Raw genomic sequence first — 14,234 nt, 5'->3', positions numbered from 1 at the left:
GTCAACGGACCCTCGCAACATTGCCTGCAATGCTCGCAACGCCGCTGAGATTGTCGTGAGATTTTTTTACAGGGAGCACGCCTGCACACGCAGGTGTTTTGGGGCGTGCCATGACTATTTGGGGATCGGAAATGAAAAACGCAGAGTTCTATCATTCGCATTTCCACAGCAAGCTCGACTCACTCACCGGGATCCGTTTTCTGGCGGCGGCGATGGTGTTCATGTTTCACGCCTCGCTGACCCGGATCATCGGTTTCAACCCCTATGCCGACACCCATGTGATCGATGCCTTTCAACGGATCTTCAGCGGTGGTGGCTGGCTCGGGGTGTCGTTCTTTTTTGTGCTCAGTGGCTTCGTGATCACTTGGTCGGCTCGCAAAGGCGACAGCGTGACAGGCTTCTGGAAACGCCGTTTGTTGAAAATCTACCCTAACCATATCGCCACCTGGGTGTTGGCGATGGCGCTGTTTGCGGTGCCTGCCGCCAGCGTGGCGATCTGGTTGCCCAACCTGTTGCTGGTGCATTCCTGGATTCCACGGATGGACACCTTCCTCAGCGTCAACGGGCCGTCCTGGTCGCTGTGCTGCGAGTTGTTCTTCTATTTGCTGTTTCCGCTGGCACTCAAGCTGATCTGGAAAATTTCCGAGGAACGCCTGTGGCACTGGGCCTGGGCGATGGTCGCCGGCCTGGCCCTGACGCAAGTGGCGATACGTTTGCTGGCACCTGCCACGCCGTTTATCAACGAGTACCCGATTTCCCTGAGCCAATGGTGGTGGTCTTACTACTTCCCGCCCGCGCGCATGTTCGAGTTTGTGCTGGGCATGCTCATGGCCCGCATTCTCATGGCTGGGCGCTGGATCGAATTGAGCGTGCCCTGGGCTTTCGCGCTGATGGTCGGCGGTTACCTGGCGGCCATGTGGGTGCCGTTCCAGTACAGCCTGAACCTGGTAACGCTGGTGCCGATTGCAGCGCTGATCACGGCGATTGCCGCCAGTGACCTGCAGGATCGCAAGGGGTTGCTCAACAGTCGCTGGATGGTCTGGCTGGGCGAAATCTCCTTTGGTTTCTACATGATCCATCTGCTGATCATGACCTGCGCGACACAACTGCTCGGCGGCCGACTGTTCGATAACTGGACGGCCACGTTGATCGTCGCGGCCAACTTTGCGCTCTCCATCTTCGGTGGTTGGCTGTTGTTCAACTTTATCGAGCGACCGGTCATGCAGCGCTGGGGGCGAACCGGGAAAGCCAAGGCGCTGGGCAGCAGCCTGGGCACCCCCGAAACCGCACCTTGATCCATCCTCGACAGATTGCTTCGACACACATCGCTTAATAACAGGGAAGTTGTTTATGGACTCGATCCGACCCAAACGTTCGGGCAGTGCGCTCATACTCCGCGCCAGTATTGCTTGCGCTATCGTCGTTGCCCTGGTGATCGTGCTACGCGGGGAACCGTCCACTATCGCCAAGGCCAGCGTCGCGCCAGCGGCCGCCGAAGTCGATGTGGCCATGGCGCTGTCCAGGCCAGTGACCGACTGGCAGAACTATTCCGGACGTCTGGAGGCGGTCGAAAAAGTAGTCATCCGGCCGTTGGTGTCCGGGACGATTGTTGCTGTGCATTTCAAGGATGGCGCGATCGTCAAGGAAGGCGACTTGCTCTTCGAAATCGACGCCAGGCCGTATACCGCCCGGGTCGAACAGGCCCAGGCCAGTCTGGCGGCGGCGAAGTCGCGAAGTCTGTACACCGCCACCGATCTGGGCCGGGCCCAACGGCTGATCAACTCCAATGCCATCGCCATGCGCGATCTGGACGAGAAACAGAACGCCGCCAGCGAAGCACAGGCCAATGTCCGGCAGGCCCAGGCGATACTCGACAGTTCCCGGTTGGATTTGGCCCACACTCGCATCACGGCGCCGGTCAGCGGACGCATGTCCCGTGCCCTGGTGACCGCGGGCAATATCGTCAGCGCCGGTGAAAATGCCGCGCCGTTGAGCACCCTGGTATCGCTCTCGCCGATCTATGCCGCTTTCGACGTCGATGAGCAAACGTTCCTGCGCTACCTCAATCACGGCAGTGCTAAGGGCAGTGAAGTGCCGGTCATGCTCGGGCTGTCCAATGAAACGGACTATTCGCGCGGGGGCAAACTGGCATCGATGGACAATCAGCTCGACGTGCAGTCGGCTACGCTGCGGGTGCGCGCCAGTTTCGACAATGCCGACGGCCTGCTCAGGCCCGGCATGCTGGCCCGGATCAAACTCGGCGGCGGCCCGCCGCGTCAGGCCGTGCTGATCGACGACAGCGCAATCGGCACGGACCAGGACAAGAAGTTTGTGTTGGTGGTGACCGCTAATGATCAGGTTGAGTATCGGCGCATCAGCCCCGGCAACCTGGTGGGCGACTTGCGAATCATCGATTCCGGCCTGCAAGCCGGCGAGCGGGTGGTGATCAATGGCCTGCATCGGGCGCGGCCGGGCGATACCGTCAGACCCTTGCTCGCCCAACACGTCGATGCGAGGGAAGGGCAATGAACTTATCGCGCTTCTTCATTGACCGCCCCATCTTCGCCGGAGCCCTTTCGACCCTGATTTTGCTGGCCGGGATCATCTCGCTGTTTCGCTTGCCGGTCTCGGAATACCCCGATGTGGTCCCGCCGCTGATCGTGGTCAACGCCCAGTACCCCGGCGCCAACCCGGCGGTGGTGGCGCAGACTGTCGCGGCGCCGCTGGAGGAGCAGATCAACGGCGTCGAGGACATGCTGTACATGCAGTCCCAGGCCAACAGCGATGGCAACCTCACGCTCAGTGTCACGTTCAAGGTCGGTACCGATCCGGACAAGGCCCAGCAGTTGGTGCAAAACCGTGTCTCGCAAGCCTTGCCGCGTCTGCCGGAAGACGTGCGGCGGCTGGGGGTGGTGACGATGAAGTCATCGTCGACCCAGACCCTGGCGATTCACCTGGTCTCGCCCGATGACCAGTACAACGCCACCTACCTGCGCAACTACGGCATTCTCAACATCAAGAACCAGTTGGAGCGCATCCCGGGCGTCGGTGAAGTGCGGATCTGGGGCGGCGGCGACTATGCGATGCGCATCTGGCTCGACCCGCAAAAAGTAGCTCAGCGCGGTTTGAGCGCCAACGATGTGGTGGCGGCGATCCGTGAGCAAAACGTGCAGGTCGCGGCCGGCGTCATCGGCGGTCAGCCCATGCGTACGGACGTGGCCCAACAGCTGTCGGTCAACACTCAGGGTCGGCTGAAAACGGAAAAGGAATTCGGCGACATCATCCTCAAGAGTTTGCCGGGCGGGGCGGTGACTTTCTTGCGCGACGTTGCCCGTGTCGAACTGGCGGCGTCGGACTACGGTTTGCGCTCACTGGTCGACGGCAAGCCTGCCGTGGGTTTCGGCGTGTTCCAGATGGCCGGCGGTAACGCCCTGGCAATTTCCGATCAGGCGCGCGACATCATGCGCCAGGCCAAGCAAGACATGCCGGCCGGGGTCGACTACACGATTGTGTTCGACCCGACCCAGTTTGTCCGCTCGAGCATTCTGGCGGTGATCCAGACCCTGCTCGAATCGACGCTGTTGGTCGTGCTGGTGGTCATCCTGTTCCTGCAAACCTGGCGCGCCTCGATCATTCCGCTGCTGGCGATGCCGGTGTCGATCATCGGCACGCTCTCACTGATGCTCGCGTGTGGTTTTTCGATCAATGCCCTGTCGTTGTTCGGCATGGTTCTGGCCATTGGTATCGTCGTCGACGATGCGATCGTGGTGGTCGAGAACGTCGAGCGCAACATTGCTCGCGGCCTGAGTCCCAAGGACGCCTCCTACAAGGCGATGGAGGAAGTCAGCAAGCCCATCATCGCCATCACCCTGACGCTGGCGAGTGTGTTTGTACCCCTGGCGTTCATGCCCGGGCTGACCGGACAGTTTTATCAGCAGTTCGCATTGACCATCGCCATCTCCACCATCATTTCGGCGTTCAACTCCCTGACCTTGTCACCGGCGCTTTGTGCACTGTTGCTCAAGTCCCACGACGCACCGCGAGATCGCCTCAGTCGGGCTATCGATCGGTTGTTGGGGCCATTGTTTAGCCGTTTCAACCGACTCTCGGCGCGGGGCGAGCAGGCCTACGGCAGCAATCTGGGCCGGGTGATTCAGCGCAAAGGCATGACCCTGGGCTTTTACGCACTGTTGCTGGGGTTCACGGCCTGGCTTGGCCATTCGTTGCCTGGTGGTTTTGTGCCGGCCCAGGACAAAGAGTTTCTGGTCGGCCTGGCGCAACTGCCCAATGGCGCCTCGCTGGAGCGCACCGAGCAAGTCATCCAGCGCATGAACGACATCGCCCTCAAGCAACCTGGCGTGGCCCACACCCTGGAGTTTCCGGGCATGTCGGTCAACGGCCTGATGAACTCATCGAGTGCCGGCATCATCTTCGTGATCCTCGAACCGTTCGCCAACCGGCATGGTTCGGACATGAGTGCCGGGGCCATCGCCTCGGCGCTGAACCAGCAGTTTTCCACGATCAAGGAAGCTTTTACCGGGGTGTTCCCGCCGCCTCCGGTGTTGGGGTTGGGTACTTTGGGCGGGTTCAAGTTGCAGTTCGAAGATCGTGGCGCGCTGGGGTTTGAAAAACTTGATGAAGCGGTTCGCGCCTTCCTCAAGCAAGCCGCGCTGGCACCTGAGCTGGGGCCAAGCTTTTCCAGCTACCAGATCGATGTGCCGCAATTGAAGGTCGATCTTGACCGGGTCAAGGCCAAGCAGTCGCAGGTTGCCATGACCGATGTCTTCGATACGTTACAGATCTATCTGGGCTCCTTGTATGTCAACGACTTCAACTTGCTGGGCCGGGTCTATCAGGTCCGGGTGCAAGCCGATGCGCCGTTCCGCGCCCACGCCGATGACATCGGGCAACTGAAGACCCGCAATGCCGACGGCAACATGGTTCCACTGGCCAGCCTGGTGGAGGTACAGCCCACCTATGGGCCGGAAATGGTCGTGCGCTACAACGGCTACACCGCCGCCGACCTGAATGGCGGCCCCGCGCCGGGTTATTCATCTGGTCAGGCCCAGGCCGCGGTGGAGCGAATCGCGGCCGAGACGCTCCCCAAGGGCATCAAGTTCGAATGGACCGAGTTGACCTACCAGCAGATCATTTCCGGCGACTCCACGTTGTGGATCCTCCTGATTTGCATGCTGCTGGTGTATCTGGTGCTGGCCGCCCTCTATGAAAGTCTGCTGCTGCCGGTTGTCATCTTGCTCATCGTGCCCATGAGCATCATGTCGGCGCTGCTCGGGGTGTGGCTGACCCAGGGCGATAACAACATCTTTACCCAGATCGGCCTGATGGTGCTGGTGGGGCTGGCCAGCAAGAACGCGATTCTGATTGTCGAGTTCGCCCGTGAACTCGAACAGCAGGGACGCAGTATCGTGCGTGCTGCCATTGAAGCCAGTCAGTTGCGTTTGCGCCCGATTCTGATGACCTCGATCGCTTTCATCATGGGGGTCGTACCCCTCGTGCTCTCTACCGGTGCCGGTGCCGAAATGCGTCACGCCATGGGCGTCGCGGTGTTCTTCGGCATGCTCGGGGTGACCCTGTTCGGCCTGTTATTCACCCCGGTGTTCTATGTCGCGCTGCGGCTGCTTGCGACACGACGATCACGCTTGGTGGCGGACGACTTTGTGCCATCGGTTGCGGACATAACTGTCCGCTAAGAATGGAACAGCAGCTTGTTTTTCAGTATTCGCACTCACTTTACAGTTACCGCCAATCAACGAAACAAGGAGACAGTCAATGACGCGCGTCGTGCGGTTTAGCCAATATGGTGGTCCGGAAGTGCTCAGGATCGATGACATCGACGTGCCTGAACCGGGGCCTGATGAAGTACGGATCACCGTCAAAGCGATTGGTCTGAACCGGGCAGAATCCATGTTCCGCTCCGGCCAGTATCTGGAAGAGGCACAGTTTCCTTCCCGTCTGGGGTATGAAGCGGCGGGTATCGTCGAGGCCGTCGGCGCACGCGCCGGCCAGTTTACGGTCGGTGACATCGTCAGCCTGATTCCTCCGGCCTCCATTGCGCAGTGGGGCACCTATGCCGAACTGGCCGTCGTGCCGGCGGCGATGCTGGTCAAGCATCCCGCCAACCTGTCATTCGCTGAAGCCTCGGCGGTATGGATGCAGTACATCACGGCGTGGGGCGCGTTGATTCATGTCGCGGCATTGCAGCCCGGCGAATTCGTTCTGATTACGGCTGCCTCAAGCAGTGTCGGCCTGGCGGCGATTCAGATTGCCAATCAGGTTGGCGCCATCCCGATCGCCGTCAGCCGCACTCTGGCCAAGCGCGAGCAGTTGCTGTCTGCCGGCGCCGCGCATGTGGTGGCCAGCGAGTCGGCGGATTTCAATCAACAGATTGAACGGTTCACTGCAGGCAAGGGCGCCCGGGTGATCTTCGATCCGGTGGGTGGGCCGTTTCTGGAGCATTTGGTCGACGTTGCCGCTACTGGCGGGATCGTTCTCGTGTATGGCGCTCTGAGCCCCGAGCCCGCGCCTTTCCCGCTGTTCAAGGTGCTGGGCAAAAGCCTGGCGTTGCGCGGCTATCTGCTGCACGAAATCACCTCCCGGCCAGCCTTGCTCGAGGCCGCCAAGGCGTATGTCATCGCCGGTCTGGAGGAGGGGACGTTGCGTCCGGTCATAGCCAAAACCTTCGACTTTGAACAGATCGTTGCCGCCCATCAGTATCTGGAAGCGGGCGAGCAGTTCGGCAAAGTCGTGGTCACGCTGGAGTCCGACTCATGAAAATGCTCCATCCGATCTACTTTCTCGCACTAGGCCTGTTTGGCGTTTACACCATTGAGTTTGGTGTAGTCGGGATTCTTCCGGTAATTATCGAGCGCTTCGCGATCAGTGCGTCCCAGGCCGGTCTGTTGGTGGGGCTGTTCGCGCTGATCATTGCGGTCTTCGGCCCGATCATGGTGTTGCTATTGTCGCGCTTCAATCGCAAGAAGATCCTGACGATTGCGTTGTTCATTTTTGCCGGCACCAGCGTGCTGTCGGCCTACGCACCCAACTTTGAATCGCTGATGGTGCTGCGCATCATCCCGGCGCTGTTTCACCCCGTGTACTTTTCCCTGGCCTTTGTCGCGGCGGTTTCACTGTACCCACCGCAGGAGTCTACCCGCGCCGCCGCCAAAGCCTTTGTCGGCACCAGCATGGGCATGGTGCTGGGGGTGCCGTTGACGACGCTGATCGCGGCGCAGTTCTCCTATGAAGCCTCGTTTCTGTTCTGCGCCGTGGTCAACTGCATTGCTGGCCTCGGGATCATTGCCCGGCTGCCGGACGCGCCCGACAAAACCCGCATTTCCTATAAAGAGCAACTGGCCATTCTGCGCAAGTTCCCGCTCTGGCTGAACATTACCGCCTCGACTTTGATTTTTGCCGCGATGTTTTCCGTGTACAGCTACTCCGCCGAGTACCTGGCCAAGGAAGCGGGCATGAGCGCGCAGATGATCAGCATCCTGTTGGTGATCTTCGGTATTGGCGGCGTCGCGGGCAATCTGTATGCCGGCAAACTGATCGGGCAGAACATGGTTCGGACAACCATCCTGCACCCGATCCTGCTGGCCGGTGCCTATGGGCTGTTGTACCTGTTCGCCGGCCCGTCACTGATGACCATGCTGGTAATCGTGGTGATCTGGGGCGCGACCCATACCAGTGGGCTGATCGTCACGCAAATATGGCTGACCTCCGAAGCGCCGGAAGCGCCGGAGTTCGCCACGGGCATTTACATCTCGTTCATCAATCTGGGCGTGACCATCGGGTCGACAACTGGCGGATGGTTCCTGGCACGCATGGGCTTGCAGGGCACCCTTTACAGTGGTTTTCTATTTGCCGCGTTGGCCGTATTGGTCATCGTGGTCAAAGTCCTGTTTTTCAGTGCCGAGCCGCGCAAGGGAGGAGCGCAGATCGCCGCAGACTGAGTTGAACGATGCATCGTAGCCCGCACGGATGGGGGTTGTATTTTCGTCAGTGCGTGGCCGCCATCGAATGTTTTTCCCAAACAAGGATCTCCAGGAAGGAAGCCTTTGGGTCGACCGCCTGGATTGTCATTCCATTGAGAATCGATCGAGGCCACATGAACTCGTTACCTGTACACAATGCTTCTTGCAACTGGCCCGTGGGTCTGGAATCGCGCGACATGAGCAAGTTCGACTGGGAGAACTTGCGCCATTACGTCACCTTCGCCCGCACGCAGTCGCTCAGCAGCGCGGCGAGGGAGCTGGGCGTGGAACATGCCACCGTCGCGCGACGGATCGCGGCGCTGGAATCATCACTGAACCTCAAACTTGTCGACCGACGCAAACGCAACTATGAAATGACGCCGTTTGGTCATCGCATCGCCGAAATTGCCGGGCGAATGCAGAAAGACGCCAAGGCGATTTCCAAGGTGGCGCTTTCGGTGCAAACGGAAATGGTCGCCGACCTCTCGGTCAGTGCGCCGCCCCTGCTGACCTCCGAGTTCATTGCCCCGCACCTGGGACGCTTGCGTCGTGAACACCCCTCGATCAACGTCAGCCTGCTGATGCAGGACGATATCGGCACCCTGTGTAACCCCGAACCGGACCTGATGATTCGTTTGTGCCGTCCGACCCAGATGGACCTGGTGGCGCGCAAGATCGGCACTGTGTCGTTTGGGCTTTACGGCAGCGAGCATTATCTGACAGAGCACACCAGCGAACAGTACGAGTACATCATCTATGACGACAGCATGGAACACTCCCGACAACAGGTGTGGCTGCGCGAGGTAGCTGCGGAGCGCCCTGTGGTATTGCGCGCCAGGAGCCTTGAAGTCCAGGCCTCGGCAGCACGTGCCGGTGTCGGTATCGCGCTGTTGCCCAATTTTTATGGCCTGAAAGACCCGGCGCTGGAAAAGGCCCAGTTCCATAATTCGGATCTGATGATCGATATCTGGCTGGTGGTGCATGAAGATTTACGCAAGGAAGCCCCTATTCGTTCGCTAATGGACTTCCTGGTCAGTTGTTTTCCGACTGAGCATTATTTCTGAGACGTTTTTTTGAGAGGGGGTAGTTCACTATTGAATTAACACAAGGTGAATTTTTTAACCCCCTAGGGTGAATACGGGGAGTTTACAAACAAGCGGGCAGATTCCAGTATCAGTCCAAGAATAAGAAACACGCTTCCTTCGACGATTGAAAACCTGTGCCAGGGTTTTCAAGAGTCCATCTCACCGGACACGGCGCGCGCCTCTCCGATTGCGGACACCCCCATAATAAAAAAACAGCCATGATTCCATTTGCCCATTGAACATGTTCGATGGCGGCATCTGACGCTGAAAAAACATGTTTGACTTTTGTATTCGGCCTTCGCGGCCCTCGACTCATGCCTCGTAAAAACCTGTCAGGAGTATTCCTGTATTACGGCCTCGTTACTACTGGATAAAACCGGAGCGTACTTGCGTGCGTGTCCAGAGTTTTAAGAGAACCCACAGAAGGAATTGGATCATGAGCAAAGTAAAAATTATTGATGTAACGCTCCGTGATGGTGGTTATCGTAATAATTTTGAGTTCAGTGCCGATTATGCCGCCAATGCAGTTGGGCACTTGACTGATGTAGGCGTAGTTCACGCTGAAGTGGGCTATTGCAATGGTTCTTTCATTCGCAAAAAAGAACATGGCCTGAGCAGTTCGGTCAACCCGGAATATCTGGATTCATTACGCCGCGCCGCACACGGCCAACTAGGGCTGTGTGTCATGGTTCACCCGCGTAATGTGGTCAGCGAAGACTTTGAAATGCTGGCCGAACATGGCGTCGGAATGATTCGGGTATGCCTGCGTGCCGATCAACTTGAACAAGGGCTGGACACCATCAAGTTGGCCAAGTCATTCAACTTTCTGGCCAGTGCCAACATCACCCATATCACCACGCAAACGCCGGGTGCTGTAACCGACATTGCGTTGCGTGCGGAGGGGGCTGGGGCCGATATCATTTATTTTGCCGACTCCAACGGCAACATGATTCCCGATGATGTCGAACTGCTGATCAGCCGGATCTCCAGAAGAGTGCATGCGCCGTTGGGCTTTCATGCGCACAACAATCTTTCCCTGGCACTTTCCAACTCCATCGCTGCCATCGATGCCGGCGCCGAATACATCGATACCTCGATTTGCGGCATGGGCAAAGGGGCGGGCAACTTGCACCTGGGCATGTTCATCGCCTATCTGGAACGCATTGGCAGTGCCAATGGCTATGACCTGGTCAAGGCGCTGCAATTGTCCGAATACACCGCTGAAAGTGTGCCTCTGAGCAGTCTGCCAGCCCCGCTCATGGACGTGATGCTGGGCGCTTACAACCTGCCGTTCGATGTGTCGCAACGGCTGGAGGACACCATGTCCCGGTTGCAGATCAACTCGACATTCCAGGCGCTCAGAGCGATGCACGAACAGGACCTGTTTGCGCGGCACGCTGCACGGCCGACGGTGATTTCCCGAGCCAGTTTCCCTGTTCGCCTTTCCGCGGAAGGAAAAATGTGATGACGGCACTTCATTCATCGGCGTTGCCGGGCCAGCCGGCGCGTCATCGAGTTTGTGTGCTGCCCGGCGACGGCGTCGGGGTGGAAGTGGTCGAGGCAGTCCTGCCGATTTTCGAGGCACTGGCGTTGCCCATCGACCTGGATTTCGGCCAAATCGGCTGGGAGTGCTGGCGAACCGGCGGTGACCCGGTGCCAGCCGAGACCTGGGTAAAAATCGCCGCCGCCGACGCCACGTTGCTCGGCGCCATCACCAGCAAAGCTTTGCAGGAAGCCGAGGCCGAGTTGCCGGAGCACTTGCGCAACACCTCGCGGGTTTACGTCTCGCCGGTGATTCAGCTGCGTCAGCGTCTGAGTCTGTACGCCAATGTGCGGCCAGTCACTGATGTCCTGGGTGAAGGCCGGTTTCGCTTCACTGTGATCCGCGAAAACACCGAAGGGCTCTACGCCGGGCTGGACTTTGCCGCGATACCCGCCGAGTTCGAACCGGTGCTCAAGGCGCGGGAACTGGTTGGGGCGCCCTGGCACCGCGACTCGCCTGAGGATGCAACGATGACGGTGCGATTGCAGACCCGGGCCGGTTTGACCCGACTGTTTCGCTACGCCTTCGACTACGCCCGCAAGCACGGCTACCCGCGTGTGACCCTGGCGGACAAGCCCAACGTGTTGCGTTACAGCGGCGCGTTTGCCAAGGGCATCCTCGAAAGCGTTGCCACAGACTACCCGGACATCGCCTACAACATCGACAACGTGGACGCCGTCGCCCTGTGGATGATTCGTCGTCCGGAGCGCTTTGGCGTGATCGTCGCGGAGAACATGTTCGGCGACATCCTTTCTGATCTCGGTGCCGGGGTGATGGGCGGCCTCGGTTTCGCACCCAGCGCGAACATTGGTGATGCCGGGGCCTACTTCGAACCGGTACACGGCAGCGCCCCGGCGCATGTCGGCCAGAACAAGGCCAACCCCAGCGCGATGTTTCTGTCTCTGGCATTGCTGCTCGAACACCTGGGCTACCACGCCCAGGCACTGGCCATCGAGCAGGCGGTGGCGCAGGTGGTCAAGCATGACTGCCAGACCTACGACAGCGGTGGTCAGGCAACCACCCGGCAATGCGCCGAGGCCATCATCGAAAGAAGCGTGCTCAACCTATCTCCACTCAACCCGCAAACCGAAAACGGCCGGGCTTTGCCCGCAAGGAGCCATGCATGAGCCACCTTTCACTCTCGGTGCAACAACGCGCCCTGTTGGAGCAATGCGCTGCTCTGGATACGGCGTCACTGAGTGATGCCCTCGACAGCCTCGGCATTGATGCCGGGTTGCAAGGTATCGCCCAACAAGTCCCGGGCACCCGTTGTTCAGGCTTTGCCTTCACCGTGCTCTACGAGCCGGTCAACCAGAACGACGGGTTCAAGAACGCCGCCAACTACATAGACGACGTCCCCCCGGGCTCCGTGGTGGTATCCAGCAATGCCGGGCGCCTGGACGCTACCGTTTGGGGCGACATCCTCACCCACGTGGCCTTGAGCCGGAACATTCGCGGCACGGTGATCGACGGTGCTGCCCGCGACATCGACACCGTGACCCGACTCGGTTACCCGCTGTTCAGCCGTGGTCGGTTCATGCAATCGGGAAAGAACCGCGTGCAACTCAAGGCCACCCAGGTGCCGGTGCAGATTGGTGCGGTGACGGTCAATCCGGGGGATTTGATTGTCGGCGATGGCAGCGGCTGCCTGGTGATCCCCATCGACAAGGCCGAGGAAGTCATCAAGCGCGCCCAGTCGGTGGAAAAGACCGAGCGCGACATCATCGAGTCGGTGGCGCAAGGCCTGTCGCTGGCCGAGGCGCGACGCCTGCACCGCTATGACCAACCGTGGCTTGCAGCTGAGGCCAAGACCCCGAGCGCCGCCTGAGCGGCCTACCTGCGTGCGATGAAGAGGCGTCAGGCGAAACGGCACATGACGCTCACTAAAGGAGAAGAGAGATGACTTCGAACCATTTGGTAAAGACCAATCCGATGCGCAGCAGCACCAACAAAATCAAGCTGGGGGTGTTCGCGCTCAATATCGAAGGGGGTTGCACCCTGACCACCGTCCCGGAGCGCTTAAACGCCAGCGACTGGAGTGGCAACCTGGAAATCGCCAAAAAAGCCGACAAGGCCGGCCTTGAGTTGCTGCTGCCAGTAGGGCGCTGGCGCGGCTGGGGTGGCGCGAGCGACCCGATGGGCGTGTCTTTCGAAACCTACACCTGGGCCGCGGGGCTGGCGTCGGTGACCGAACAGATCGCCCTGTTTACCACCTCGCACCTATCGACCGTGCACCCGTTGTTCGCGGCCAAGCAGGCCGCGACCATCGACCATATCAGCGGTGGCCGCTTCGGTCTGAACATGATCTGCGGGTGGTACGGTAAAGAAATGGGCATGTTCAACCGCGGCGTGCAGCTGGAACATGACCGGCGCTACGACCATGCCGATGAGTGGCTGAACGTCGCCCGGATGGCCTGGAACGAGCCGGCCAATTTCGACTTCAAGGGCGACTTCTTCAACATTGCCCAAGGTTTCGCCCAACCCAAACCGCTCAACCAGCCGTTCCTGATGAATGCCGGTGGTTCCGAGCGCGGTCGCCGGTTTTGTGCCGAGCATTGCGACGCCGCGTTCCTGATCCTCAAGCACGAAGATGACGACGACACCATTCGCGCGCAGATCAAGGCCTACCGCGACCTGGCGCGCCTGGAGTATGGCCGCGAGATCCAGATCTGGGTCTACTCCTATGTCGTGCAGAAAGACACGCTGGAGGAAGCCGAGAAGTACCTCGACTACTACGTGAATCAGCATGGCGATGAAGTCGCACTGGATAACGTCACGTCGGAGATTGGTATCCAGAGCGGGATGTTCGCCAGCACCGAAGACGCCGAGCGCTTCCGCTTCCACTTCAAGGCCGGTTTCGCCGGGGTGCCATTGGTGGGCACCGCCGAAATGATCGCCGAGCAGTTCCAGCGTTACAGCGACTTGGGCATTGACGGTATCTGCCTGACTTGGCTCGACTACAAAAGTGGCCTCGACGAGTTTCTCGAAGATGTCTTGCCACGCATGGAAGACGCCGGTCTGCGCCAGCCCCACAACAGCGCTCGGCGGATCATTGGAGCGGTGGCATGAGCGCCCGAAGCGCTTTGGCGCTGGCCGTCGAACCGTTGGATCCGGAGCCGGCCGAGGACTTCAAGCGGGCCATGCGGCGCCTGACCAGCACGGTTTCGATCATCGCCACCGGCGTTGGCGATGCACGTAGCGGCATGGTCGCCACGGCGGTCAGCTCATTGTGTACCGATCCGCCTTCGCTGCTGATCTGCATCAACCGCTCGGCCAGTCTGTGTGAGCCGTTGCTGACCAATCAACGGTTCAGCGTGAATCTGCTCGATGCGGCGCAAAGCCAACTGGTCGGCGTATTTGCCGGCCAGCTTAAGGGACATGCGCGTTTCGAACATGGTGACTGGGCAGCGTTCGACGACTTGCCGTATCTGCCTGACGCGCAAGCCACGCTGTTTTGCAGCGTGGATGCCCGACTGACCTACGCCACCCACGAGGTGATTGTCGGTCGGGTCGAGCGCTCGCTGGTCACCGAACGCATTTCACCGCTGCTCTGGCAGGACGGTAAACCGGCACAGTCTTGCGCGCTGACTCACTGAGTCGCGACAACTTTTT

Annotated in this window: 11 protein-coding genes; all 11 read left to right on the top strand. The window is 59.6% G+C overall.

The features are described from left to right. Positions 1-131: 131 nt before the first annotated feature. A complete protein-coding gene (locus ACA053_RS18630; protein WP_497393367.1) occupies positions 132-1,295 on the top strand; it encodes an acyltransferase family protein in 1,164 nt (387 codons plus the stop codon). Positions 1,296-1,350: 55 nt separating this feature from the next. After that, the gene (locus tag ACA053_RS18625) at positions 1,351-2,529 is read left to right on the top strand and encodes an efflux RND transporter periplasmic adaptor subunit (protein WP_497393366.1); all 1,179 of its coding nucleotides are present in this window, start codon (positions 1,351-1,353) and stop codon (positions 2,527-2,529) included. Next, positions 2,526-5,711 (top strand): efflux RND transporter permease subunit, encoded by a 3,186-nt coding sequence (locus tag ACA053_RS18620; RefSeq protein ID WP_497393365.1) that lies wholly within the window; start codon positions 2,526-2,528, stop codon positions 5,709-5,711. Before ACA053_RS18625 ends, ACA053_RS18620 begins: the two co-directional genes overlap by 4 nt. Before the next feature lie 79 nt (positions 5,712-5,790). Beyond that, positions 5,791-6,792 carry a zinc-dependent alcohol dehydrogenase family protein gene (locus tag ACA053_RS18615; RefSeq protein ID WP_109633052.1) on the top strand — a complete coding sequence of 334 codons (1,002 nt, stop codon included), beginning with the start codon at positions 5,791-5,793 and terminating at the stop codon, positions 6,790-6,792. Then, positions 6,789-7,973 (top strand): MFS transporter, encoded by a 1,185-nt coding sequence (locus tag ACA053_RS18610; RefSeq protein WP_497312282.1) that lies wholly within the window; start codon positions 6,789-6,791, stop codon positions 7,971-7,973. The genes ACA053_RS18615 and ACA053_RS18610 overlap by 4 nt, the downstream gene beginning before the upstream one ends. A gap of 218 nt (positions 7,974-8,191) precedes the next feature. Next, positions 8,192-9,058 carry a LysR family transcriptional regulator gene (locus ACA053_RS18605; protein ID WP_218277762.1) on the top strand — a complete coding sequence of 289 codons (867 nt, stop codon included), beginning with the start codon at positions 8,192-8,194 and terminating at the stop codon, positions 9,056-9,058. 457 nt (positions 9,059-9,515) lie between these two features. Next, positions 9,516-10,544, top strand: a complete 1,029-nt coding sequence (locus ACA053_RS18600) for a hydroxymethylglutaryl-CoA lyase-like TIM-barrel protein (RefSeq protein WP_497312280.1) — start codon at positions 9,516-9,518, stop codon at positions 10,542-10,544. Then, positions 10,544-11,749, top strand: a complete 1,206-nt coding sequence (locus ACA053_RS18595; RefSeq protein ID WP_497393364.1) for an isocitrate/isopropylmalate dehydrogenase family protein — start codon at positions 10,544-10,546, stop codon at positions 11,747-11,749. The genes ACA053_RS18600 and ACA053_RS18595 overlap by 1 nt, the downstream gene beginning before the upstream one ends. Continuing rightward, positions 11,746-12,450, top strand: a complete 705-nt coding sequence (locus ACA053_RS18590; protein ID WP_109633042.1) for an RraA family protein — start codon at positions 11,746-11,748, stop codon at positions 12,448-12,450. The genes ACA053_RS18595 and ACA053_RS18590 overlap by 4 nt, the downstream gene beginning before the upstream one ends. A gap of 71 nt (positions 12,451-12,521) precedes the next feature. Next, a complete protein-coding gene (locus tag ACA053_RS18585) occupies positions 12,522-13,691 on the top strand; it encodes an LLM class flavin-dependent oxidoreductase (protein WP_497393363.1) in 1,170 nt (389 codons plus the stop codon). Next, the gene (locus tag ACA053_RS18580; protein ID WP_497312275.1) at positions 13,688-14,218 is read left to right on the top strand and encodes a flavin reductase family protein; all 531 of its coding nucleotides are present in this window, start codon (positions 13,688-13,690) and stop codon (positions 14,216-14,218) included. The genes ACA053_RS18585 and ACA053_RS18580 overlap by 4 nt, the downstream gene beginning before the upstream one ends. Positions 14,219-14,234 lie beyond the last annotated feature (16 nt).

The organism is Pseudomonas sp. LBUM1672 (assembly GCF_059695655.1).
This window is presented reverse-complemented; position numbering and strand designations above follow the sequence as displayed.

Coding starts and splice junctions, on each gene's coding strand:
- ACA053_RS18585 (WP_497393363.1), top strand. CDS start 12,522: ATGACTTCGAACCATTTGGTAAAGACCAATCCGATGCGCAGCAGCACC.
- ACA053_RS18580 (WP_497312275.1), top strand. CDS start 13,688: ATGAGCGCCCGAAGCGCTTTGGCGCTGGCCGTCGAACCGTTGGATCCG.
- ACA053_RS18590 (WP_109633042.1), top strand. CDS start 11,746: ATGAGCCACCTTTCACTCTCGGTGCAACAACGCGCCCTGTTGGAGCAA.
- ACA053_RS18615 (WP_109633052.1), top strand. CDS start 5,791: ATGACGCGCGTCGTGCGGTTTAGCCAATATGGTGGTCCGGAAGTGCTC.
- ACA053_RS18625 (WP_497393366.1), top strand. CDS start 1,351: ATGGACTCGATCCGACCCAAACGTTCGGGCAGTGCGCTCATACTCCGC.
- ACA053_RS18610 (WP_497312282.1), top strand. CDS start 6,789: ATGAAAATGCTCCATCCGATCTACTTTCTCGCACTAGGCCTGTTTGGC.
- ACA053_RS18605 (WP_218277762.1), top strand. CDS start 8,192: ATGAGCAAGTTCGACTGGGAGAACTTGCGCCATTACGTCACCTTCGCC.
- ACA053_RS18620 (WP_497393365.1), top strand. CDS start 2,526: ATGAACTTATCGCGCTTCTTCATTGACCGCCCCATCTTCGCCGGAGCC.
- ACA053_RS18600 (WP_497312280.1), top strand. CDS start 9,516: ATGAGCAAAGTAAAAATTATTGATGTAACGCTCCGTGATGGTGGTTAT.
- ACA053_RS18630 (WP_497393367.1), top strand. CDS start 132: ATGAAAAACGCAGAGTTCTATCATTCGCATTTCCACAGCAAGCTCGAC.
- ACA053_RS18595 (WP_497393364.1), top strand. CDS start 10,544: ATGACGGCACTTCATTCATCGGCGTTGCCGGGCCAGCCGGCGCGTCAT.